Here is a 23,289-nt window from a genome sequence, read left to right as displayed (position 1 = left end):
CTCACGCAGCCTAAGGTGCCAAATACTGCCGGCCAAGGCACCAAGGGCACTCACGGCTCGACGTGTTCTCCGGTTTACGGCGCGGTGCAAACGCCGGCAGATGACCGAGAAGCCTCGCTTCACCACGTCGCGGTTCTTGGCTACAACTGAGCTAAGCGAAGCACATGTATGTCTGAGTCTTCGTCATTCCGGGCCCCGAGACGCTGCGACGCCACACCGACTGGTTATCGTCGGCGGCGGTGCCGCTGGGCTGGAACTGGCCACGCAGATGGGGAAGCACAGGGACTTTTCCGTCACACTCATCGACAAGGTTCGTACGCACGTTTGGAAGCCCAAGCTCCACGAGATTGCGGCGGGCACGATGGACATCGGTCGGCATGAGGTCGGCTTCCTGGCACACGCTCGCAGCCATGGGTTCAAATTCCGCATGGGCGAGATGATTGGTCTGGACCGGGAGGCGCGAGAGGTCTCAGTCGCACCCTATGTCGACTTGGACGGCGAGCAGGTGACCCCGGCCCGCAAGTTCGGTTACGACACGCTGGTGTTTGCTGTGGGCAGCCAGAGCAACGAATTCGGCACACCAGGCGTGAAAGAGCACGCATTGCGACTGGATCGACGTCGAGGCGACGGCGGAGGTGGACGAGGATGCGGCGGGATGTTCTTGGACTTCGAGGCCGACCGCATGCTCGATGGGCGCCACGAATTCAAGGACGACTGGACAGCGGGTTACCGCACCTACCTGCGCTATGGCCTGCTGCAGACCGGCAAAGGGCAATCGCACCTGATCGACAGCATCCTGCGGCGCTCGCAGTGGTGCCAGCGCCACCGGCTGCACGGGGAGCAGGATCTCGCGGAGCTGCGCCAGCGGCTCACGGTCGCATTCGAGCGGCAGGCCGATCTGTTCGAGTCCCTGGAGAGCGACACGGCCGACGGCGACATCGCGGCGCTCGCCGAATGCGGCTGATCCCGCGCGCCAACGGAATCCTGGCGGCCCGATGCCCGGGCAGCGGAAGGGGTGGTTTGACGTAACTGACGTAACCTGGGAAACTACCGGAACCGGGTGCCTTCGACGCCCGACCTTCAAGGAAGAACATCGAATGGCAGGCACATCCACTCCGGCAAAGCGGCCGCGCAGCGCGCAGGCATCGGCACCGCCGCAATCCGGCTTCCTGCCACTCATCGTGGATGCCCACAGCGGCAGCATTCTGCACGTGGCACCCCTGAGGGCGGCGAACGCCGGACGCACCGCCAAGTCCGGCTCCGGGGCGACGACCCAAGGGCACGAGCTGCTGTACTACGAACTGCAGGCCGCCGGCGGTGCTCCCGTGCGCTACGTGGTGCTCCTGCACGGCAAGCGAGAGCGCGCGGTCGATGCGGCCCGTGCCCTGGCGGACGAGGGCCTGGCGATCGACCTCGACGCCGTTTCCCACAAGGAAGGGGCCAGGGAGTCCCTGCTTCGTTCGTTGCTCGAAAAAACCCTGGCGTCCTTCAAGGAGATCCAGGGGCGCCATGCGGGAGGTCTGACCGAGGACGAGCTGATCCGCGAAGTCGGCGAGACCCTGGCCGACAAGGTATCGGTGTCCGCCACCTCCGTGGAGGAGGGCTGGCAGGAACTGCTCGAGCGCGGTCTCAGGAGCAAGGTGGCCATGCTGAAGTCCGGCCCGTTCAAGTCGACCACGCAGGCCAGCGAACTGCTGGGCATCGGCGAGCCGGCAGTGCGCAAGCGCATTCGGGAGCAGAAGCTTTTTGCGCTGAAGGTGCCGGGCGACGGCGAGCACCGCATCCCCGCCTGGGCGCTGGACCCCGGCGTGGCCGGTGCGGCCGCGGCCTCGCTGTATGCGAGCGTTCCGGGCATGGACGAATGGCAGCTCTACCATTTCCTGTCGACGCCCAACGGGAATCTCAACGGACTGCGGCCCTTCGAGTGCCTGCTGTCCAGTGCCACCCTGACGCCGTCCCTGCGGGCCGCCCGGGACGAACTGGTGTCCGAACTGGAGCTGGGCGCTGGCGCCTCCCTGCTCGCAGTCGTCGAAGACGAACTGAAGGCCGAGGCCCGGGAAGGCCGGGCGGCATGAGCCAGCCCCGACCCGTGCTCGACCCCGGCTTCGATCTGGCCACCGAACGGCTCACGCGCACGACGCTGCACCGGGTCTACTGGTCCGGACAGAACCCGCTCGCAGCGAGCATCGGCCGCAAGAACCGCTACGACTGCCCGCCCCGGCTGGCGGCGGCCAAGCAGTTCGGCGTGCTCTATCTCGCCTACGACCTGCCGACCTGCTGGATGGAGACCATCGTGCGGACCAACATGGTCCGCACCGCAGGCACGGACATCCAGATCCCGCTCACCAGCATGACCCACCGCTGGGCGTGCGAGGTCACGGCCACGGGTTCGCTGGTGCTGGCGCATTTCGCCGATGAGCCCCTCATCGACTTGGGCGATTGCGCGTCGAACATCATGGGCGACTCCTACCTGCGCACCAGGCGCTGGTCGCAACTGTTGCATGCGCACAAGAACCCGGCAGTCGATGGGATTCGGTACCGCTCACGCTTCAACTCGGGCCAGTTCTGCATCGCCCTGTTCGATCGTGCCGTGGCTCCGCGCGGACTGGCCGTGGCGAACCCCAGAAGCATCGATCCCGCGACGTCGCGCGAAGCGCAATCCGTCATGCGCAGGTTCAAGGTCGTGCCTATTTGATCAATGCGGCGATCCGCGTTGCCGCCTCCCACCCGCGGGAAGGGGCTTCGCCGATCAGCGGGCGCGGCAACGGGCAACGCTATGCACGAGGAGGGCGGTTGCCCAGTGCCATGCGGGGAGCCATTACGCCCGTTTGCAGTCCGATCAGTGACGCAGGATGTCTCGGGCCGTCGCCTTCGCCACTTTATGCTGGAGGCTATCCAGCTCGGGAAGCACCAAGCCTTCGTTCCCGTCCACGTACAGTGGTCCGCCGAAGTCGCTGTCGTAGAACTCGCCGTCGTTCGAGCCGCCATCGTGGCGGGCGGCCAGCGTGGAGTGGGTCAGATCGTCGCCGCGTGCCAGCGCGACGTACTGCCAGACCCAGGCCCGCACCGGATCGCCCTCGCCAAGGGCGCGTTCTGCCGTCGCTTGCAGCCAGTGCATGCTAGCGCTGGGGGCCATTCGGTCTTCCGCCCAAGGGTCACCCAGATCGGCCAGGTCTTCCAACGCCCTGCGAGAACCCGCCTCGGCAGCCTAGCGCAGCCAACGGGCACGCAGTTCGAGGCTCGTGGCCACGCGCGCCATCTGCTCGGGGTCGACCTCGCCGTCCAGGCGCTCCGCCAAAGCGATAAACTCGGGCCGCTCGAACACCGTTCCGTATTCCAGCGCGGCCGCCCGCACGCCGGCCTCGGCGGCGGCCTTGAGGTGCATTTCGTAGCGCTGGTGCCGGGGCGCGAGCCTCAGGTAGTCCTCCACCCACCCGCGCTCGCTGGCGCTGAGCTGTCGGCCCATGAGCGATTCTTCGTAGAGATAGGGGTTGGGTTTGCTGCAGCGGTGCAGAGCCGCCAGCATCAGGTGCGCGCGCGGGTCCGTCGTCGCAGCGTGCTCCAGACTGTCCAGCAGCAGGCCGGAGGCCAGGTAGTGCTCGCGCGGCGGGTGCACCGCGCCACGGGACGAGGGGCGGGGTGCATCGTCCCAGTCATCCGAGCCCTCGTCGTGCTCTTCGTCCCCTGCATCACCGCCACGGTCCGCGGAACTCGGGGACATGGGCAGCAGCGGTGCCAGAGCGGCCCAGCGAACCAGGCCAAGCCGCCAGTCGGCGATGAACTGGCCCAAGGCGTCCGCCATGGCCAGCGCCTCGGTTTGTCCGTACTGCAATTGCAGCGCACGTCCGGCGATCTGCGGGACTGCGGTGGCTTCGGGGCCCTGACCGACATCCTGGTCTGCCAGTAGTGCGTCTGCGCGCAGCGAGGCCCAACTCCTGTAGCCGAACGCTGCGGCCAGCAGTTCGTAGACGTGGCTGTGGCGGGCGTTGTGGCCCGCTGTTTCTTGCAGGGATTGGTGCGCGGAATGCGCCAGTGCTTTCAAGGTCATGCGTCTTCCTTTCGGTGTGCCTCGCCGAGTCGGGGCGGACGCACGCGTTTAAGTCCCCGACGACGAGGCCCGGAAGGGAAAATTCATGACGATGAATGATTGGAGCCTGGTTCTACTCGCGTGCAAGTACGGCGGGCGCCTTGCGCAAGATTGTAGTTACCTAAATGAACAGCCGATACGGGTAGCTGTGCGCGGGCAGGCTGGGCACGTTCGAAATGGTGCGCGAAAGCCGTTGCGAGTACATGATCGTCACTGGCAACGGGTCGTACAGCGCATCGTTGTTCCAGTCCATCTTGGCGAGCGCCATGGCTTCGGACGCCAAGAGCTCGAAGGGGCCCCGTCCCATGTGACGGCGGAGAACGATCGGCTTGGGAATGCTCTTGCCGCCCTGGAAGTAGTCCCTGCCACCGACAGCCGACGGTGCGTTGCCTGCGAGCCAGAGGAGGGCCGCGCTGCCCGATGTCATGACCAAGGTGCCGCGTGGGACGGGGAAGCGCGCTGGCTGGATACTGGGTTGCTTGCCTGGCGCCTCGACCATCCAGATCCCCCGCCACGCCGAGCTCGAGCCGATTTCGATGCACTCGACTTCCGGGATCGATTGCGTCGCGTCCTGCACGCCCTTGAGCTCGCTCTCGGTGAACGCGGTGGCCCACCAGCGCTCATCGGCCTGCTCCAGGCGGATGCGCGTGCTTGCGTACGACGGACTGCTTGCCCAGCACGGGGTTTTCTCGCTGTCCGGGGCGACGTCCACGCTCACGAAGGATCGCAGCGGGGCGACGACAACGCCCGCGGCGGTGACCAACCAGGTCTTCGGGCCCGGATTGGTGGAGTGAGGCGGGTATGTCCCAGCAAAGAACGCATGGGTGCGGTGAGGTGATGGCCGACGAGGGCGGAGTGTGGTCGGCACCAGTTGTAGGCGTCAATGAAGGGCTGCAAAGCCGCTGTGCGTTGGGCTGAGCTTTCGTACGGTCTGGCATAGGCCCACTCTCGCAGGCTGGTCTGTACGAAGCGCTCGGCCTTGCCGCTGGTCTTGGGCGTATAGGGTCGCGTGCGGATGTGGCGGATGCCGAGCTCCTGACAGGCTGCACGGAAGGCGTTTTTGTAGCCAGCGCCGTTGTCGGTCATGACGCGTTCGATGTGCACGCCAATGCTGGCGTAGTAGTCCACGGCATCCCGCAGGAACTGCACGCAGCTCAGAGCGGTCTCGTCGTGCAAGACCTTGCCGAAGGACACGCGGGAGTGGTCGTCGATGGCCAGGTGCACCGCGTCCCAGCCGATGCCGCGATTGCGGTTCTTTGTGCGGTCGCCGGTGATGCGGTGGCCCACGCCCTGAATGCGGCCGAGCCGCTTGGTGTCGATGTGCAGCAGCTCACCCGGGCTGGCGCGCTCATAGCGCAGTACCGGTTGCGGTGGCTCCAGCGAGACAAGCCGGCTCAGGCCGAGACGCCCCATGTACCGCGCCACGGTCGCCAGGCTGCGCCCTGCCTGGCGGGCGATACGCCACAGGGGCAGGCGCAAGCGGCGCTGCTGCTCGAAGTGCTGGAGTTGCTCGGGTGCGCAGGCCAGGGGACTGCGGTGCGGGCGGGACGTGCGGTCAAGCAAGCCCGTAGGGCCTTCGGCTCGGAAGCGGGCCAGCCACTTGTAGCCGGTGCGCAGGCTAACGCCTGCGGCAAGGCTTGCCTGCTTCATGGTCCAGTTCTGTTCGAGCACTCTATCGACCAAGAGGGCTCGACCTGCGCGGGTCAATCGCGCATGCTTATGGCTGTTCATCCGGTGTCCTGTCCTGAGTTGCTGGGGCCTGGTAACCACAGCTTCCCAGCTCGGGCCTGGATGAACAACCTATTGAGACATCACAGCTAGACGCCACCAAAACTTGGACGAGAATCGAGATGCAGCTAGTTGCTGACGTGCACCTTGCAGGTCCATAGCGTCTCATCGAGGATGGGTGACTAGCTGGGTGGGTAGGCAATTCACGAAAAAAGAAGTGCAGCTAAGTTATTGATTTATAGGATAGAAATTTTACAAGCAGAACGATACGACATCGTGCTGTTGTGAGGGTCAGGGCTTGGTGTTGGGGCAACCGGGAGTCTGGGCGGCCCCTGTGCATTCCGGTGGAATGTCTTTGAAGATGACATCCCTGCCCACATAGACCTTTTTGGCTTGTACCGGCGGATCGAGTTGCCATTCGATATCGCCGCTCAGCCAGAGATCGACCACTGAAGTTGCCCCGGTTTGATGGACACCTTGCGCTGTAGAGCAAGGAGTTTGAAATGGGCAGGACAAGGCCGCCGTATCCGGCGGAGTTCCGAGAGCAGATGGTGGAGCTGGTGCGATCGGGCAGGACGCCAGCAGAGCTGGCGCGCGAGTTCGGGTGACCGCGCAAACCATCGCCAACTGGGTCGGTGCCGCTGGCGGTCAAGCGTCGCGGGGCCAGGCGGCGGCGGGCGCGCTCACAGGCAGCGAACGCGAGGAACTGGCAAGGCTGCGCCGACAGTTGCGGCAAGTGCAGATGGAGCGCGACATCCTGGCAAAGGCTACGGCCTGGTTCGCCGCCAGGAGCGACAAGACGTTCATTCCGTCTTCTCGAACCCATGAACACGAACCAGGCCGACCTGGAAGCAGTCCTTCCTGGAAATCGGTCTTCGGCGCTGAAGGTGCCAAGGCGCCCGAGACGTCGCCTGTAACCGCACCTCTGCCGCCGTGTCGGAATCTCGCCGAGCGCGGCATGCAGGCCGCCGTCGCTGGTTCGGGCGGCGCGCAGCGCCCCGGACCAAGCCCTCTGCGGGCACAGGTGGCGCAACCTGAGGGGTCATGGGCCGCCGATCGGGCCCGATGCCCGCGTTGCCAGACCATGCGTGCGCCAATCCCGCAAAAGGCTGCATTGCCGCACCGCATTATTTATGCAGCGATGCATAACTATCTTTTCTCCTGTCGAACTCTGGCTGAAGTGGATAATTCGGGCCGTAATGCGCATGCCTTGGTGAGGCGGTCTCAAACCTGAAGTGCAACATCCGAACCTCAGGGAACTTGCACAGATGACTTCGCGATACACGCACTTGCAGCCCGAAGAACGCCTCACACTGGCCTCGCTGGTCCAGCAAGGATGGGGCAGGCGATCCATCGCTCGTCTGCTCGGGCGCAGCCCCAGCACCGTGTGCCGGGACTTGGAACGCAACAGCACCCCTCGCGATGGCGATGCCTTGCGGTCCGCCCAGGCAGCCTGCCAGGCCCGCCGCGACGCAGTGCGTTCTGCCCCCAAGGTGCATCCGCACGGCCGCCTCTGGCGCACGGTCTGCGATCTTCTGCTCTGGCGCTGGTCTCCCCAGCAGATCGCCCGCACACTGCAGCGCATGCATCCCGATGACCCACGCCAGAGCGTGTCCCACGAAACGATCTACAACGCCATCTACGCCTATCCCCGCGGGGAGCTGAAGAAGCAGTTGCTCGCCTTGCTGCGCCAGGGCCGCAGCGGGCGCCGCCCCCGCTCCGCCGGCCAGGACCGGCGCGGACAGATCCCCGACATGGTCAGCATTCATGTACCCCCCAGGCCGACGACCGGCTCATGCCCGGGCACTGGGAGGGCGACCTCATCAAGGGCGCCGTACTGGTCGAGCGCAGCACGCGTCTGGTGCTGCTGTGCCGCATGCCCGATGCCACCGCAGGATCGGCCCTGGCGGCCTTCACGGCCAAGCTCAACCAGATGGCCCGGCCCCTGCGCCAGGCGCTCACCTACGATCAGGGCAAGGAGATGGCCCGCCATCGCGAACTCGCGCAGGCCACGGGCGTGCGCGTGTACTTCTGCGATCCACACAGCCCATGGCAGCGCGGCAGCTGCGAGAACACCAACGCGCTGCTGCGCCAGTTCCTGCCCAAGGGGGCCGACTTGGGCATCCACGATCAGGCTGCGTTCGATTCGATTGCCGACCTCATGAACAACCGCCCTCGCGAGACCCTGGGATGGCGATCTTTCTATCAAGCGTTTCAGCAGTGCATGCAAGCCATTGCGCAGCAGCAGGACGCCACCATTTACTGAGACGGGAAATCCATCTCAATCGAGGTGCTGCACTTCAGGTTTGAGACCGCTGGATTTTAATCATTATGAGCGCATGCGAGTGATTTTTGATGTGTCTGATCTACACAATTCGGAAAAAACCATGCTGAAAAAACTTCACCATGCCGCATACCGCTGCAGGGACGCGGGGGAGACGGTCGATTTCTATACCCGGGGGCTCGGAATGAAATTCGCCGCCTCGCTCATCGATCACGTGCCATCCACAGGTCTCAAGGCAAGAAACAACAATGTTTTCTTCGAGATGGAGGATGGCAGCTATATCTGCTTTTTCGAGGTGCTCGGAAGCTCGGATCCCGTGGTCCCCGTGGAGCGGGACTGGGCGCAACACCTGGCGCTCGAGGTGCGCGACGAAGCCCGGGCGGAAGAGATCAGCGCACGGCTCCGCGCTCTCGGCGTGCAGGTTGAGGGGCCGGTGGTCCATGGGGAACTGGCGCGTTCGTGGTACTTCAACGATCCCAGCGGCCACCGCATGGAACTGCTCGTCAAGCCGGAGGTGCCCCAGACGGCGGCCTGGCAGCAGTGGGAGGAAGCGGCACCAGCCAATCTAGCCAAGTGGATCGAAATGAAGAAAGAGCTCCAGGAAGCAAATACACCTGCCCGCGTTGAGGCGCGATAACCGACTTCTTGCTGGATCAATCAACGGCTGCTTGTATTGGAGAATCCATGGTGCAAGTCAATTATTGGGATTACATCAAGGTTGAGGAATTGCTCGCATTGCAGGGTGGCCTTGACGAAAGGGATGAAGGTCTGGCCAATGACGAGATATTTTTTTATTGTCGTTCATCAGGTTCACGAACTCTGGTTCAAGATCATCCTCAGCGTCAGGCATTGTTTGCAAGGGTGGCTGGCGGGTATGCCGTTTGACGGTGCGGCCGGGCCTGGCGCGGCGGACCGGTTTCTCCACGCCTATATGGAGAAGTGGCGCAACGAGAGCCGGCGCAGATTGCAGGCAGCGATCGACAGGGCTCCGGCCCTGGAGGAGCGGCTGAAGAGCAAGTTCGCGTCGGAATGCGCCCAGACAGAGGCTTTCCTGCTGGCGGAGGATGACCCGCTGGCCAGTGCGCTCACCCGGCGGGAGCGGCGCTCCGCACGGGCAGCCATGGTCTTCATCGAGAGCTACCGGGAGCAGTTGCCGCACTGCATGTGGGCATGGCAGCTGCTCGAAAGCACCATCGAAGTGGAGCAGGCCATGCTCGTCTGGCGGCAGCGCCACGCGCGGATGGTCGAGCGGATGATCGGCAGGCGTCCCGGTACGGGAGGCTCCTCGGGGGTGGACTATCTGGACCAGACTGCGTTGCGCTATCGCGTGTTTTCCGACCTGTGGACGGTCCGGTCCCTGCTGCTGCGCCCGTCGGGCCTGCCGGACCTCGAGGCATTCGCCGACCACGGCGTCTCCGCGGAGGAGATGTCGCCATGAGGGGGCCTGCGCACGCCGAGGCGGTTAGCGGATCGCCGCTGGAAGGCACGCGGGTGGCGGTGGTGGGCGCGGGCGTTGCCGGACTCTTGAGCGCCCTGGCTTTCGCGCGCAGGGGGGCGGACGTCGTCATCCTGGACCGTGACGCTGGAGCCCTCGAGGTTTCGCACCACGATTCGCCGGCCGGGGACACGCCGTTCGGGGAGGAATGGCGCAAGGGTACGCCCCAGGCACGCCATACCCACGCCTGCGCGGCCCTCGGTCGCAGGGTGCTGCGGGAGCATGTCCCGGATCTCTGGGAGTCGCTCCTGGCCGCAGGCGCCATCGAGATGCCTTTCGGCGGTCGGCTCCTGCAGGACGGCGCCACGCCCCGGCACGACGATGCCGAGCTGTTCGGCCTTGCGGTGCGTCGCTCCCTCTTTGAGAGCATCCTGCGGGATGTGGCACTTTCCGAGCGGCGCATTCAGGTTCGGCCATCCGGCGCAGTGACCGGGCTGATCGGCGCACCGAACGGGATACCCGTGGTGGAAGGCGTTCGGACTGCGCATGGCGATGTCCGGGCCGACCTGACCATCGATGCCCTCGGCCGTGCCTCCCATTTCGGGACATGGCTGGAAGGCCTCGGGTCCCCGGGGCCGCAAGGAGCGGCCGAGAGCTGCGGGCTTGCCTATTTGACGCGCTGGTACCGCTTGGCACGCCGTCCGGGCATCCGTCTCAATGCAGGTTTTTCCGCAGGGGGCTATGGAGCGGCCAGCGGATGCATCGCCTGTCCTGCAGACAATGGCTATCTGTCGGTCACGCTGATGGTTCCCCAGGGCGATGCGCTGCAGCATGCGCTGCTCGACGAAGCGGCCTTCACGGCCGCCGCGGGGCTGCACCCGGGCATGTCGCCCTGGCTCGAGCCGGGCGTATGCGTGCCGCTGTCTCCAGTCCTGCGATGGCCCGGATGCGAGAACCATTACCGTCGCTACGTCGTGGACGGCAGGCCCGTGGCACTGGGCGTGATCGGTGCCGGGGATGCGGTGTGTGCCACCAATCCGACTTACACCCGTGGAATGTCGCTGGCGGCTCGCCACGCCTTCGCCGTGGCGGACATGGTGTGCGCTCAGGGTACGGGCGATCTGTACCGCCTTGCCATGGGCGCAGACGCCATCGGCGAAGCCGTGCTGCGCCCATGGTTCGAGGACAGCGTCGCGCAGGACCGTGTGCGTAACGCCCAGTGGGCTGGCGTTGCCGGCCACTCCCGGCCGGGCGATGGCCCCACGCTGCAGCAGCTCACGGCCGCTGCAGCGCACGACGACGTGGTTTGGCACGCGCTGGCCAGACGGTCCGGAATGCTGGACGCGCCCGATGCGGTTTTTACCCGCGCCGACGTGCTCGATCGAGCACGCCGTGCGCTGGCACAGCGGCCGTCCGGTCCGCAGGCCGGCCCCTCCAGGAACGATCTGCTGGCGCTGGTCGCCCGGCGTCCGGGCGCGCCTGCGCAAGCGACGAGTTGGGGAGGTGTTTCGTGATGGTCGACAGCAAGCCTTTGCCACGGAAGGATCTCCCTGTCCGTGAGGATGGCCATCGCGAGCGCTTCTTGCTCGATCCCGATGTGGTCTGTCTCAATCATGGAATGCTCGGCGCCTGCCCTCGCGAGGTGCTGGAGCGCCAGTCCGAACTCCGGGAGCGCATGGAGCGCCTGCCATCGGCATTCATCCTTCGTGAATTCCAGGGCCTGCTCGATGCGGCGCGGCAGGCGCTGGCGCAGTTTGTATCGGCCGATCCGGCGGACTTGGTGCTGCTGCCCAACGTCACGACGGCGCTGAGCGCGGTACTGCTGTCCATACCGCTCGCTCCGGGCGACGAGATTCTCACCACCGATCATGCGTACCTCTCGTGCATGAATCTGCTTGACTTCGTGGCGCGCAAGACGGGCGCACGCATCGTCGTCGCGTCCGTCGAAGTGCCGGTGTCGGGCCCGGATGCCGTCGTGGACGCGGTGGTCGGCCGGGCTACTCCACTCACGCGGCTTGCCGTGCTGGACCATGTCACCAGCCCGACCGGAATCGTGTTCCCGATCGAGGCACTGGTCGAGCGGCTGGCCGTCCGAGGCATCGATACGCTCGTCGATGGCGCCCACACGCCCGGCATGCTGCCGCTCGATGTCCAGGCCATCGGCGCAGCGTACTACGCGGGGAACTGCCACAAATGGCTGTGCAGTCCCCGGGGCGCGGGCTTTCTCCATGTGCGTAGGGACCGCCAGGCCGACCTGCACCCACCCGTGATTAGCCGCGGCTACGGCATGGCCGATGCCAGCCGGCCGCGCCTCCATTGGGAATTCGACTGGCTCGGCACCAACGATCCCACGGCGCTGCTCTGCATTCCCGATGCCATCCGCTTTCTGGACGGCTTGATGCGTGGAGGCATGCCTGCCCTCATGGACCGGAACCGTCGCCTTGCCCTGAAGGGAGCATCACACCTTGCCATGGCGGGCCTGCCGATCAAGCGTCTGGCGCCCGATGCCATGCTCGGCAGCATGGTGGCCTACCAGCTCCCGGATGCCCTGGAGGCGGCGGGGTCCGATGCGGCCGCCTCGCTGCAGCGGCAGCTCTGCGATCTGCATGGCGTGGACGTCGCCGTGACGGCCTGGCCGGCAGACCGCGGCCGGGTGCTCCGTGCCTCGGCACAGATCTACAACACCACCGACGATTTCAATCAATTGGTTGCTGCGCTGCGAAGCACCATGGCCTCGCCATCGCCGATCGCGGAGGCGACGGGCACCGCCAACACAGGGAGCAAAAAACCATGACACCAAGCCGAGAAGACTCTCGACGCGTCCTCATCACGGGGGGCTGCGGGGGGATCGGTATCGAACTGATCCGAACCTTTTCCGCTGCCTCCGACCATGTGACGTTCACCTACCGGCCCGGAGAGGACAGCCATCGGCGCGCGCAGGAGCTCAAGGAACAGTTCAGCGACCGCATGGTGCAGGCGCTTGCGCTGGACGTCGGAGATCCCCGCAGCCATGAGCAGTTCATGCTGTCGCTCGACGGCCCCGTGGACATCGTGATCCACAACGCCGGCGTCGGAACGAAGACGGTGGAGCGCGCCGCCGCGACATACAAAGGGCAGGATGAAGCGTTTTTTCGGGTCAATGCGCTGGGGCCGCTGTGGTTGACCGACGATCTCCTGGCGGGCATGCAGGCCCGGGGATGGGGAAAGATACTGTTCATGAGTTCGGTGGATGGGGGCATCACCCATTTCCCCCGCTTCCGGGCGGCGGACGGCATGAGCAAGGCCGCCGTGGCGTTCCTGGGCCGGCAATTCGCCGCCACGCTCGCCTGCACAGGAATCGACGTCTTCACCGTGTGTCCTGGGGCGACCGACACGCCCATGTTCCAGGCCAGTACCCTGCAGGGGCTTTCGCCCGAGCAACGCAAGGCACTGGAGGCTTCCCTTCCGGGACGCCGGCTCATCGAGCCGCGCGAGATCGCTGAACTCTGCTTCTACCTCTGTCGGGACGAGGCCCGTATCCTGCGCGGCGCCGTCATCGACGCATCCCTCGGTCTGGGCGTCTGCCCGACCGTCATGGCATAAAAGAAAAAACGAAAGTCAACACCGGCATGCCCGTACCATCCAACAGTTTCTGGGAGCAATGGCTCACGGCGCACCGCGCCAAGCCGCAAGCGTGCGTCACGTTCTCCCTGTCTCCCTCTCCATCCCTGCAGGATTTCCTGCCCGACCTCGATCCCTCCCTGCCGCTCGACTGGTCTGCCCAGGACTACCAGGGGCTGCCGTGCCTGCGCGAGAAGGTCCTCGACCGCTATGGCTATCGGTCCGCCTGCGGCGTGGACGACGTTCTGATCACGGCAGGAGCGCAGGAGGCCAACTATCTTGCTCTCACCCAATTGCTGGGCCCGGGGGATGAACTCGTCATCGACGTTCCGGGATGGCAGCAGCCGCTCGTTCTCGCTGCGCAGATCGGCGCAGTGGTGAAGCCCCTTCCACGATCGGAGGCCGCAGGTTGGGCGCTTGACATCGAGCGGCTCGAAGAACTGGTGACACCCCGGACCAAGGTCATCTTCCTTTGCAACCCGAACAATCCCACGGGCCGTGTGGAAAGCGGCGAGACCCTCGACCGGATCATCGCGGCAGCCGATCACGTGGGGGCGTACATCGTGTCCGACGAGGTCTATCGCGGCCTCGAGTGGACGGGAATGGAAACGCCGCGCATGGCCACCTTGTATGAGCGGGGCGTGAGCACGGGCAGCGTCTCGAAGCTGCTGGGCCTGCAGGGCCTGCGCACTGGGTGGATGGTGACGCGGGACCGGCTACTCATCTCGAAAGCCATGGCCCTGAGGGAGAACACGAGCGAGATCATGAACGTGATGGGGGAACACATCGCGGATATCGCCCTGCGGCCCGAGCGGTTCGCCCCAGCGGTCGAACGTTCCCGCGCCACTGGCATGCAACGTATCGAGTTGCTCGACCGATTCGTGCAGGGCCGACCCGAGCTCCGTTGGCATCGGCCCGCTGCGGGGCTGCTCGGGCTGGCGTACCTCGATCTGCCGATGTCGGCAGACGCCTTCGCTGCGAAGCTTCTTGCGCCACCGTACAACACGTTCGTCATGTCGGGCTCGGCCTATGCTTGTCCGCAGCATATACGGCTTGGCGCCGGCGGAGTGTCGTTCCAGGAGCTCGAGCGCGGTCTCGAGCAGATGGCGGACTTGCTGGCCGACTTCAATCGACCCCCTTGCTTTCACCCAGCAGTTCCTTGGAATCAACCCGGTACAGGCGGACGATGGCCGGGGCCTACTGGTCTTGATGCACGATGCGCTGCCATGGCGATGCACGGTGAACTTCCAGTCGATAGACGGAATGGGGACTGTTGTAGGCCATGAAAAGCGTTGGCGTGGTCGCATGCCAGCCCAGTACCACGCAGGCATTCAACGCCAGGCACCAGACGATGCAGGGCACTTTCTTGAGGTTGGACAGTTTCATCGCCACTGCACTGGGATCAGGAGTGGATAGCTCACGTGGTGCATACCTGGGCGCAATATTCAGGGCTTGGTATCAGGGCAGCCTGGTATCTGCGCCTCTTTCGTGCATTCCGGTGGAATGTTCTCGAAGGTGACATCCTGGCCTACGTGTACTCGGTTCAGTTCTACGGGCGGATCCAAGTACCACTGGATTTCGCCGTTCAGCCAGAGATCGACCACTTCACTCTGGCCCAGCAAGGTCTTGGGCTCGATGCGATACAACCGCACCACATAGGGCATCTTGAAGCTCGGGTGCGTGATGCGCTGCAGGAAAGAGGCTTTGTGGAACTCCAGGCGATACACCCGGTGCGGGCTGTTTTCGGCATCTGCGAAGGTCGGCGTTGCCAGAGCCCATCCCGCTAGTAACAACGCGTTCAGGCCGAGGCACCAGACGATGCAGGGCACGTTCTTGAGATTGGAAAGTTTCATTGCCGGTGCGTGCGATGTAGTGCCGTCGGGAGCGATCTTCAGGGCCTGGGGCAACCTGGTATCTGTGCCGCTTCCGTGCATTCCGACGGGATGTTTTTGAAGATGACATCCCTGCCCACATAGACCTTGTTGGCTTGTACGGGCGGATCGAGTTGCCAATCGATATCGATCCCGCTCCAAAGATCGACCACCTGGCTTTCTCCCAGCAGCTCCTTGGGATCGACCCGATGCAGCCGGACGATGAAAGGTGCCTTCTGGTCGTAATGCGTGATGCGCTGCCACAGAGAGGCGTGGTAGAGCTCCAGTCGATAAACATAATGGGGGCTGTTGTAGCTGTTGAAGAGCGTCGGCTTGGTCACATACCAGCCCAGTACCACGCAAGCATTCAACGCGAGACACCAGACGATGCAGGGCACGTTCTTGAGATCGGGCAGCTTCATTGCCAGCCCAGTGGGATCGTGAGGGGACAGCGCAGGTGGCGCATATGGGGAGCAATCTTCAAGGCTTGGTATTGGGGCAACTCGGTATCTGCGCCTCTTTCGTGCATTCCGGCGGGATGCTTTCGAAGAGCACATCGCGACCGACACGTACGCGGTTCATGTCAACCGGCGGGTCCAAGTACCAGTGGATTTCGCCGTTCAGCCAGAGATCGACCACTTCACTCTGGCCCAGCAAGGTCTTGGGCTCGATGCGATACAGCCGGACCACATAAGGCATTTTGAAGCGCGGATGGGTGATGCGCTGCAGGAAAGAGGCTTTGTGGAACTCCAGGCGGTACACCCGATGAGGGCTGTTTTCCGCATCGACGAATGTCGGCGTCGCCAGAGCCCAACCCGCCAGGAACAACGCATTCAGGCCGAGGCACCAGACGATGCAGGGCACTTTCTTGAGGGCGGAAAGCTTCATTACCACTCCAGCTTGATCGGAAAGGGAAGGCGCACGCGGTGCACGTCGGAGACGATCATGAAATCCCCACCTCGCCCGTACAGAGCGCGCCATTGCCTGAAATGCTGGTTCTGCACCAGATAGCTCTGGCGGTCCGCTTCGGGCGCTTTGGCATGCATCCATTGTTCCGAGAGAGGGATAGCCAAGGTGGACCTGGGTGTCCGCTTCACACCACCGGGTCCCCAGAAGCCCAGCGGCTGCGACAGGAAGGAATCATCGTTGAAATCATAGGAATCGCGCAGGTAGAAGGCCAACTCATCGACTGAGATGATGGCCTTTCCAGCCTCCTTGGGCGTCACCACGCCCGACACCGCGATCTTGAGCGTCGCCTCGCCCATGGCGCCGTAGAAGTCATCCATGGGATCGCCAAGTCGGCCAACATTCAAGAAATTCACTTGGTAGTTTTCGTCCAAGGCTTTGGCTGGCTGGTTCAGGTTTCCAAACCGCCAAGGCTCGGCCTGCCGCATCGACTGCTGTTTGATCCGCTCTTGTAACTGCGCGATTCCGGCAGGGCTATTCCATTGCGCCTGCAACAGCGCCATCGCAGCCTGCACCCGGGCAAAGCCCAATGCCCACTGCATGGTGACGGTGTCTTCGTCCAATTGCGCGGAATTCAAATTGACTAGTTGGCGCTGTCTACTTTTGATGGTGTCTGGCATCTCGAACGCCGGGCCCCTGAACCACCGCTCCATCAATGCCGCCGCCACCGGCCACCCCAGGCGCGAGCGCATCACGCCTGGAATGTCATCCAGCCGGAACCGCCGCACCTTCGGTGGCAGCTTGTCTTCCAAATCCGCGCACAGGCGCTCTGTATCGACATGGACGATGCCGTTCATATGTCCCTTCCCTCTGCTGTTTTTCTTCGGGCCGGATTCTGGAGGCAAACATCTGCGGGTGCCACAAAAGTGGGGTTGCGGTATGGTTACCAAGCGCAACTGCCGCGCTGACCTACGTCGCCCCCCGCAGGGATGGGGCGGCGCACCACTGCGGTCTGCGGCCCCGTGCGTGCAGCCAAGGTTCGTCACCTGCTGGATCGCCGCCCAACCAGGTTTTTTTCACCGTACGCGTAAAAACGGGGTTGCAAATCGCCGCGAATACGGCAATAGTTTTCACAAAGGGCTACTCAGCCCGTCATAAGAAAACCAATGGGAGGGGTCCCGATGAACCAGTTCAAGGCATGGGCGCGCTGCCGCCACGGCGCCATGGCCGTGGCTCTGTCCGCGCTTTTCGCAGCTTCCAGCGCGGCGGCATTCCAGGTGCTGCCCAAAGTGAGCGACGTGGACCGCAAGATCTCGTCGCTGGGAAGTAACCCGGTGCTGGACTACGTCGGGCATTGGTTCGTGGGGACGGCCATCCCCATCATGAAATCTCCGGTGCACGAGTCCATCACCCTGGCGGCCATCGGGTGCCGTGCCGACAGGGGATCGGAATACGATTGCGTGACCATCGATGCGGTCCGGGAGCACCGCATCCTCCTATATGGGGTCCGCTGGCCGGACGACCCGCCGTTCCTGCTGAATGCCAAGTCGCCGCCCCGCCTCAAGGGCTGCGATGTCCGCGTCACGCTGCGGTCCACATCGCAGCCCCTGTGCTGGTGGGGCCTGTTCCAGGATGCCGGGGTGCAGGCCAGGACCAAGTCCCAGACCAGGGCGCCGGCCTTCGGGCCGGGCGACTATCTGCTGTACCGCTCCCACTACGGAGACCTGCAGTTCATGCATGCGATGGGTGCCTACGACGGAGAGACCGCCGGCGAAACGGTGGACCGCATGAAGATGTGGGCCGAGTTCCTGTGGGGCGTGGCTTCCGGGACGACGCCGACAGGCGTCTTCATCCGGGATCTCGGTCATCCCGAACTGGCCAGCTACTTCCCGGGCGACATCACGGCCATGAACCTGTTCGCCACCGGCATCGTCGAGGTGCGCAAGGACCTGGACAAGGTCGCCATGGGCGCCTTGCTGCACATGGTGCAGGACAGCTTTTCGCAGGCCCATGCGGAACGCGGACAGGAGACCGGCGCCCAGTGCGGCAACACCGGTTTCGACAAGCCTGGCCGGATCGAGCGGTTCCGCAGCTATGCGAAGCAGTCGAGCGCGTTGCACGACGAGGCGGACACGCCCGATGCGCTGAGCCTGCACAGCATGCAGATCAGTCCCAGCGCGGTGGATGTGAGCCGGACGTTCCTGACGATGTGGAATGAAAAGAGGAGCTGGGTGGAAGCCGGGGCTTTTTTCGACTGCGTTTTCGAGCCGAGGGATCGGCTGGTGGAGGCGGATGCGGGGCCTTATGTGCCTGTGCCGAGAATGAGGACATCTGTGGACTTTAGTCCGCAATAGATATCCACAGCACGATTGTTCTCATGCAATTGAGGCTGCCAGTGCATATATTTTCTGCTCATATTGTGCAATGTAGATTGCTTAGCGGGTTTAGGCTAATCTGAGGCGCCCATAATTTTTAGCCGGAGCAACAGCTCTCGAAAACACGGCCTAGCGATTGCCGCTGAATTGGCGGAAAAACGCTCGGTAGTAGTCTGGTGGTTATCGTCTTTGTCCGTCACTGCTGCTAGGCTTGTGCATCAGTAACATAATAGGGGATGAAATGAAGGGGGTAAATCGATCCAAGTTAGTTCGCATCACAGTGCGCAATATCGGATGCATCGGTGAAGACGGTGTGGCGATTGCTTTGGACAACGTCGTATGCTTGGTCGGTAAGAATAATGCAGGCAAGTCCACCATCCTGCGTGCCTACGAACTGGCCAAGGGCTCAGTCCAATTTGACGAGAACAAGGACCGCTGCTTACGTGCGCCGTCGGACAAACCCTCCGAAGTGCCTTTGGAGGTTCACATCCCCGACGGCATTGGCAATGTCGACTCTCGTTGGAAGGAGGCTAAGGATGGGTTGCTCATCGTCAAGAGCCGTTGGCAATGGGCACCCGGCAAGTTTCAGAAAATCCGCACCACCTGGGATCCGTCTGGAGGTGCTGATGGCAATGGCGCCTGGGCTGAGGACGGCAAGGCGGGAGGCGCGGATCCGGTGTTCAACTCCAGGCTCCCTCGTCCGCTTCGCATCGGTTCACTGGATGACGCGGCGAAAACCGAGGAGATGCTTCTTACCCTAGCGCTTGGTCCACTGTTGGCCGGGCTCGAAAAGGAGCGGATAGATCCGGCATCTGCTCTTTCCATGGCCCTTGCAGGCGTCACGACGCGAGTTAAATCACTCAGCGGCCTACACGAAGAGCACTTCAACGGAATCTCGGGCCGCGTTGCAAAAGGGTTCAAGCGAGTGTTCCCGCGGTTGGACGTAAAGCTGAACGTCGCAGCCAGTCCGATCGTGCCCAAGCTCGCCGAACTCCTCAAGTCGGGCTCAAGTCTCAAAGTTCAAGATGGAAAGACGCAGACGTCGCTACACCAGCAGGGAACAGGCGCACGGCGCGCACTCTTCTGGTCCATGCTCCAGGTTCACAACGAGTTTTCACGTTACACCGAGGTTCGGCAGGATTACAGAAGGCGGCTGGAGAAGGACCTGGAAGTGGCCAAGGGGAAGCTCAAGAAGGAGTCAGACAAGGGGGCGGGGAAATCCAAGGAAGCTGATTTGCAGCACTACGACAAACTCGTCGCGGAACTGACATCTCGCTTAAAGGCTCACGACGAAGATGGCAGCATTCCAGACAGCGAGGACGACCCAGCATTTCCGGGTTACCTGTTGCTGATCGATGAGCCGGAGAATGCACTGCATCCGATGGCCGCACGGGCCGCGCAGCGCCATCTGTACGAACTGGCGAAGCTTCCTGACTGGCAAGTCATCATGACCACCCATTCGCCGCACTTCGTCAATCCGTTCGAGGATCACACGACCATCGTTCGCCTCGAACGCGAGAGCGAAGACGACGACGCGCCGATGGCGCCTAAGACCTACCGCTCGGACGAGATCGAATTTGAGTTCCAAGAAGACGACAAGCAGCGTTTGCAGGCGCTCCAGCACATTGATCCGAGCTTCTCCGAAGTGTTCTTCGGCTCCTATCCTGTGCTTGTCGAGGGTGACACGGAGCATGCCGCCTTCATGTCGTCCATCATAGAGCGTGGGCACGGACTCATGGACGAGGTGACGGTCATCCGCGCCAGGGGAAAGGCCATCCTAGTGCCGCTTATTAAGGTTATGACGCACTTCAAAATCGACTTCGGAATCGTTCACGATGTCGACCCGCCGTACAAATTGAACGGTCACCGTAACGGCATGTGGACCGAGAACGGCAAGATCCGTGAGGCCGTGCTCAAGGCCAGAGAGGCTGGCCTGAATGTCCGGCACAGGATCAGCGTGCCTGACTTCGAGCGCTTCCTCGGCGGTCAGGAGGAGTCCAAGGACAAACCACTGAATACCTACCTCACGGTGGCCAAAGATGATGCAATGGCGCTGCGCGTTCAGACCCTGATGACGGACTTGCGAGGCTCAGACCAGCACGAGCCGTTTCCTGACGGCGCACTGAGCGTCGGCGACTACCTGACTTGGCTTAGCACCCAGATTAAGGACTGGGCCGAGGCGAACGGACAGGGAAACTACATCCGCTTCAAGGGACCTGCTGCTTCGGCAACAGCAAAGGCTGAGACTCCTGCTGCTTCGTCCGCCGCTGACTCTGCGCTACCGGGGGGCTCTGATTGACCTTGCGGAGCTTCGATACCAAAGAGCTTTTCGCTCTGAATCTCCAGCCACACGAGCTGCTTGAAGTGGGCTTTTCTGCTTTGGCTTGTGCTGGTCATGCCCCGCCGCCACCCTCCTGGCCGTCTGTCCGGCCTTGCGGTTGTCCTTCAATCGGTAGGTTTCGCCGCTGATCTGCACGATGTGGGCGTGGTGCAGCAGATTGGCGTGAACCCTGGAAGAGCGCCATGGCGCACGGCCGGCTGGCTAGGGGTCCGTGGCCCGTGCCGGGAACGAGAACGCGAATTCGGTGCCGCGCTCGTGGCTGGACTGCACCACCACCTGCCCGCCATGCGCCTGCGCGATCGCACGCACGATGAACAGGCCGAGCCCGACGCTGCGTGCGGAGCTGTCTTCCGCGGTGACGCCGCGCACCATGGGCTGAAAGAGGCGGCCCAGCGTATGCCGGGGGATGGGGTCGCCGTGGTTGTGCACGCCTAGGCGGGCGGTGCCCCCTTCCACCGCGGTGGTGACGGTGACCGTGCTGCCCGGCGTGCCGTAGGCCATGGCGTTGCCCACGAGGTTGCCCAGGAGCTGGGCGATGCGGTCCGGGTCGGCGCTGATTTCTCCGCCGCCCGTGGCGGCATGCTCGATCGTGCGGCCGGGGAAAGCCACCGAGAGTTCCTCGATGATCCGGGCCGCGAGCTGGTGGAGGTCCACGGGGCGGCGGGAGACGCTCAGGCCCGCGCCGAGACGCACGACCGTGAAATCGAGCAGGTCGGAGATGAGGCGCTTGGCGCGCTGCCCGGCGCGGGTGATGTTGCCGAGCATGCGCGCGGCCGTCTCCGGCGGGGTGGGCGTGGGCGAAGCCGCCTGGCGGGTGAGCAGGTCGGCGGCCAGGAGGATGGTGGTGAGCGGGTTGCGCAGGTCGTGGCTGACGATGCCGATCATCTGTTCGGCGAACACGGCGCGGTCTTCAGCGAGCGCGCGGCCTTGCTCGGCTTCGGTGATGTCGCTGAAGATGCCCACGAATTCCGTCAGCATGCCGTCATCGCCCCGGAATCCCTGGCCGGAGGAGACTAGCACGCGGCGGTGTCCCTTGGCATCGTTGATGCGGTGCTTGAACTGGTAGGGCTCGCCGGTGCGCAGTGCGCGTTCCAGGGCGGCCCGCTCCGCGGCGCGGTCCTCGGGCACCACGTGTGCGACGAAGTCTTCCTCGTCCACGGGCCGGTCCGGGTTCAGCCCGAGCAGGACGCCCACGTCGGCGCCGAAGCGCCGCCGGCCGGTGGCGGGGTCCAGATCCCAGACGTGGATGGCACCGGACTGCATGGCCTGCCGAAGGCGCGAACGGGACGCCTGCAGGGCCTGCTGGGCCTGCCGCTCCTTGGCCACCATCTCGTCCGCGCGCTTGCGGGCCGCCAGCAGTTCGTGCTCGTACCTGTGGCGTTCCTCGGCCACCATCACGGCGACCTCGTCGAAGGGATCCTCGCCCGTGGTGCGGCGGACGACGTTGAGCAGGGCGGGAAAGGTGCTGCCATCGCCGCGGCGGATGTCGAGCTTGACCTCCGAAATGGCCCCCTGCATTTCCAGCATGGGCTGCCAGTGGGTCTGGTGGAAGATGCGGCCGCCGACGGTGAAAAGCTCCTGCAGTTTTCTCTGCTTGACGAGTTCGTGCGACGGTATGCCCATCCATTCGCAGAGGGTCCTGTTGACCTTGAGGATCAGGCCCGAGGTGCTGGTCACCAGCAGCCCGCAGGGCATGCGGTCGAAGAGGTCTTCCGCGTCTACCATCCGATCGAGCCGAGGAATTCGTCCATCACGACGCTGCAGGCACCGGGTGCGCTGAGGTGCGGGCAGTGGCCGACGTTCTCGATCACCCGCAGCGTGCCACGGGGCAGGTGGCGGAGCACGTAGTCGCCCACCGGGCGGGGTGCGATGATGTCCTCGCTGGACTGGATGACCAGCGCCGGCTCCTTCAGCCGGTGCAGGTCGGCCCGGTTGTCGGAGAGGAAGGTGACGCGCGCGAATTGCCGGGCGATGTCCGGATCGGTACGGCAGAAGCTGGCCGTGAGTTCTTCGCGCAGTTCGGGTTGGTCGGGCGCGCCCATGATGGCGGGGGCCATCTGGCTGGCCCAGCCCAGGTAGTTGGAGTCGAGGGTGTCGAGCAGGGAGTCGATGTCCCCGCGGGAGAAACCGCCCACGTAGTCGCCGTCGTCGATGTAGCAGGGGGACGGGCCGACCATGACGTGGCCGGCGATCCTTCCGGGGCGGTGGATGCCGGCCAGCAGGCCGATCATGGCGCCGACCGAGTGCCCCACGAAGACGACCGGGCCGTGCGCGAATTCGTCGATGATCTCCAGCACGTCCTCCGCGTAGCCGTGGAGCGAGGCGTATTTGCCGGGATCGTAGGCGCCGAGGTCGGACAGGCCGCTGCCCACCATGTCGAAGGTGATGGTGCGGCAGCGCGAGGCATAGCGCGGCGCCAGCAGGCGCCACATGTTCTGGTCGCAGCCGAAGCCGTGCGCGAACACGAGGCAGCCGGCGCCCTGGCCCTGGAGCTTCACGTTGTTTCTGCGCCCGACCGACATGCACACTCCTGTTAATGCCCGGGCGATGCCAGCCTCGGTACGACGCGACCATTATGGGACATCTGTCCGGTTGCCCCCGGGGGCATGACCAGCGCTGCCGTGGGTGAACCGGGTGGGGCGGTATTCGCGCCGGTCCACGC

Annotated in this window: 21 protein-coding genes and 6 pseudogenes; 14 read left to right on the top strand and 13 right to left on the bottom strand. The window is 64.0% G+C overall.

What is annotated here, in order from left to right; translation table 11 throughout:
* The first annotated feature begins 100 nt into the window (after window positions 1-100).
* From BLR05_RS03785 to BLR05_RS03780, 3 genes are all read left to right on the top strand, one after another.
* A complete protein-coding gene (locus BLR05_RS03785; RefSeq protein WP_092832436.1) occupies window positions 101-964 on the top strand; it encodes an NAD(P)/FAD-dependent oxidoreductase in 864 nt (287 codons plus the stop codon).
* A gap of 133 nt (window positions 965-1,097) precedes the next feature.
* Window positions 1,098-2,075, top strand: coding sequence for a hypothetical protein (locus BLR05_RS26460; RefSeq protein ID WP_167361188.1), 978 nt, complete (start codon window positions 1,098-1,100; stop codon window positions 2,073-2,075).
* Window positions 2,072-2,695 (top strand): RES family NAD+ phosphorylase, encoded by a 624-nt coding sequence (locus tag BLR05_RS03780; protein WP_167361187.1) that lies wholly within the window; start codon window positions 2,072-2,074, stop codon window positions 2,693-2,695. Before BLR05_RS26460 ends, BLR05_RS03780 begins: the two co-directional genes overlap by 4 nt.
* Before the next feature lie 144 nt (window positions 2,696-2,839).
* Here BLR05_RS03780 and BLR05_RS26990 read toward each other — a convergent pair whose 3' ends face one another.
* From BLR05_RS26990 to BLR05_RS25685, 5 genes and pseudogenes are all read right to left on the bottom strand, one after another.
* Window positions 2,840-3,118, bottom strand: coding sequence for a hypothetical protein (locus BLR05_RS26990; RefSeq protein ID WP_244160038.1), 279 nt, complete (start codon window positions 3,116-3,118; stop codon window positions 2,840-2,842).
* A 90-nt stretch (window positions 3,119-3,208) separates the two neighbouring features.
* Entirely contained in the window at window positions 3,209-4,048 is an 840-nt protein-coding gene (locus BLR05_RS03775) for a hypothetical protein (RefSeq protein WP_244160037.1), read from the bottom strand.
* A 160-nt stretch (window positions 4,049-4,208) separates the two neighbouring features.
* A complete protein-coding gene (locus BLR05_RS03770) occupies window positions 4,209-4,850 on the bottom strand; it encodes an argonaute/piwi family protein (RefSeq protein WP_196289350.1) in 642 nt (213 codons plus the stop codon).
* A gap of 74 nt (window positions 4,851-4,924) precedes the next feature.
* Window positions 4,925-5,818: pseudogene (locus BLR05_RS03765) on the bottom strand (IS481 family transposase); the annotation flags it as partial.
* Between the two features lie 288 nt (window positions 5,819-6,106).
* Window positions 6,107-6,265, bottom strand: coding sequence for a hypothetical protein (locus tag BLR05_RS25685; protein WP_167361179.1), 159 nt, complete (start codon window positions 6,263-6,265; stop codon window positions 6,107-6,109).
* A gap of 53 nt (window positions 6,266-6,318) precedes the next feature.
* Between BLR05_RS25685 and BLR05_RS03760 the strand changes: the two are divergent.
* The 9 genes and pseudogenes from BLR05_RS03760 to BLR05_RS03725 all read left to right on the top strand — a co-directional run.
* Window positions 6,319-6,660: pseudogene (locus BLR05_RS03760) on the top strand (transposase); the annotation flags it as partial.
* A 423-nt stretch (window positions 6,661-7,083) separates the two neighbouring features.
* Window positions 7,084-8,081, top strand: a pseudogene (locus BLR05_RS03755) (IS30 family transposase).
* 121 nt (window positions 8,082-8,202) lie between these two features.
* Window positions 8,203-8,736, top strand: a complete 534-nt coding sequence (locus BLR05_RS03750; RefSeq protein ID WP_092832433.1) for a VOC family protein — start codon at window positions 8,203-8,205, stop codon at window positions 8,734-8,736.
* Window positions 8,737-8,783: 47 nt separating this feature from the next.
* Window positions 8,784-8,984 carry a hypothetical protein gene (locus BLR05_RS26985; RefSeq protein WP_244160036.1) on the top strand — a complete coding sequence of 67 codons (201 nt, stop codon included), beginning with the start codon at window positions 8,784-8,786 and terminating at the stop codon, window positions 8,982-8,984.
* Window positions 8,974-9,537: a tryptophan 2,3-dioxygenase family protein gene (locus tag BLR05_RS03745; protein WP_244160035.1), complete on the top strand. Its 564-nt coding sequence runs from the start codon at window positions 8,974-8,976 to the stop codon at window positions 9,535-9,537. The genes BLR05_RS26985 and BLR05_RS03745 overlap by 11 nt, the downstream gene beginning before the upstream one ends.
* On the top strand, window positions 9,534-11,048 hold the full coding sequence (locus BLR05_RS03740) for an NAD(P)/FAD-dependent oxidoreductase (RefSeq protein WP_244160034.1): 1,515 nt from the start codon (window positions 9,534-9,536) through the stop codon (window positions 11,046-11,048). The genes BLR05_RS03745 and BLR05_RS03740 overlap by 4 nt, the downstream gene beginning before the upstream one ends.
* Window positions 11,048-12,328: an aminotransferase class V-fold PLP-dependent enzyme gene (locus tag BLR05_RS03735; RefSeq protein WP_092832432.1), complete on the top strand. Its 1,281-nt coding sequence runs from the start codon at window positions 11,048-11,050 to the stop codon at window positions 12,326-12,328. The genes BLR05_RS03740 and BLR05_RS03735 overlap by 1 nt, the downstream gene beginning before the upstream one ends.
* Window positions 12,325-13,116: an SDR family oxidoreductase gene (locus BLR05_RS03730; protein ID WP_092832430.1), complete on the top strand. Its 792-nt coding sequence runs from the start codon at window positions 12,325-12,327 to the stop codon at window positions 13,114-13,116. The genes BLR05_RS03735 and BLR05_RS03730 overlap by 4 nt, the downstream gene beginning before the upstream one ends.
* Before the next feature lie 26 nt (window positions 13,117-13,142).
* A pseudogene (locus tag BLR05_RS03725) lies at window positions 13,143-14,222 on the top strand (aminotransferase class I/II-fold pyridoxal phosphate-dependent enzyme); the annotation flags it as partial.
* A 40-nt stretch (window positions 14,223-14,262) separates the two neighbouring features.
* Here the strand turns inward: BLR05_RS03725 and BLR05_RS26980 are convergent.
* From BLR05_RS26980 to BLR05_RS03705, 5 genes and pseudogenes are all read right to left on the bottom strand, one after another.
* Window positions 14,263-14,520, bottom strand: a pseudogene (locus BLR05_RS26980) (hypothetical protein); the annotation flags it as partial.
* 59 nt (window positions 14,521-14,579) lie between these two features.
* Window positions 14,580-14,987 (bottom strand): hypothetical protein, encoded by a 408-nt coding sequence (locus tag BLR05_RS03720; RefSeq protein ID WP_092832426.1) that lies wholly within the window; start codon window positions 14,985-14,987, stop codon window positions 14,580-14,582.
* Between the two features lie 38 nt (window positions 14,988-15,025).
* Window positions 15,026-15,427, bottom strand: coding sequence for a hypothetical protein (locus BLR05_RS03715; RefSeq protein ID WP_092832425.1), 402 nt, complete (start codon window positions 15,425-15,427; stop codon window positions 15,026-15,028).
* A 58-nt stretch (window positions 15,428-15,485) separates the two neighbouring features.
* Entirely contained in the window at window positions 15,486-15,893 is a 408-nt protein-coding gene (locus tag BLR05_RS03710) for a hypothetical protein (protein ID WP_092832423.1), read from the bottom strand.
* Window positions 15,893-16,768 (bottom strand): DUF6402 family protein, encoded by an 876-nt coding sequence (locus BLR05_RS03705; RefSeq protein WP_092832421.1) that lies wholly within the window; start codon window positions 16,766-16,768, stop codon window positions 15,893-15,895. Before BLR05_RS03705 ends, BLR05_RS03710 begins: the two co-directional genes overlap by 1 nt.
* 324 nt (window positions 16,769-17,092) lie before the next feature.
* Here BLR05_RS03705 and BLR05_RS03700 point away from each other — a divergent pair, with 324 nt between their 5' ends.
* Entirely contained in the window at window positions 17,093-18,265 is a 1,173-nt protein-coding gene (locus BLR05_RS03700) for a hypothetical protein (protein WP_092832420.1), read from the top strand.
* Between the two features lie 262 nt (window positions 18,266-18,527).
* Window positions 18,528-20,585: an ATP-dependent nuclease gene (locus BLR05_RS03695; RefSeq protein ID WP_092832418.1), complete on the top strand. Its 2,058-nt coding sequence runs from the start codon at window positions 18,528-18,530 to the stop codon at window positions 20,583-20,585.
* A 114-nt stretch (window positions 20,586-20,699) separates the two neighbouring features.
* On the opposite strand, the pseudogene BLR05_RS25680 reads toward BLR05_RS03695, so the two are convergent.
* From BLR05_RS25680 to BLR05_RS03680, 3 genes and pseudogenes are all read right to left on the bottom strand, one after another.
* Window positions 20,700-20,783, bottom strand: a pseudogene (locus BLR05_RS25680) (AAA family ATPase); the annotation flags it as partial.
* Between the two features lie 45 nt (window positions 20,784-20,828).
* Complete coding sequence (locus BLR05_RS03685; protein WP_092832414.1) at window positions 20,829-22,352, bottom strand: sensor histidine kinase; 1,524 nt, start codon at window positions 22,350-22,352, stop codon at window positions 20,829-20,831.
* Complete coding sequence (locus BLR05_RS03680) at window positions 22,346-23,149, bottom strand: alpha/beta fold hydrolase (RefSeq protein ID WP_092832412.1); 804 nt, start codon at window positions 23,147-23,149, stop codon at window positions 22,346-22,348. Before BLR05_RS03680 ends, BLR05_RS03685 begins: the two co-directional genes overlap by 7 nt.
* Between the last annotated feature and the right edge of the window lie 140 nt (window positions 23,150-23,289).

Source organism: Paracidovorax cattleyae, assembly GCF_900104515.1.
Lineage (GTDB): Bacteria > Pseudomonadota > Gammaproteobacteria > Burkholderiales > Burkholderiaceae_C > Paracidovorax > Paracidovorax cattleyae.
The sequence above is the reverse complement of the archived record's forward strand: the minus strand, read 5'-3'. Positions and strand labels throughout refer to the sequence as shown.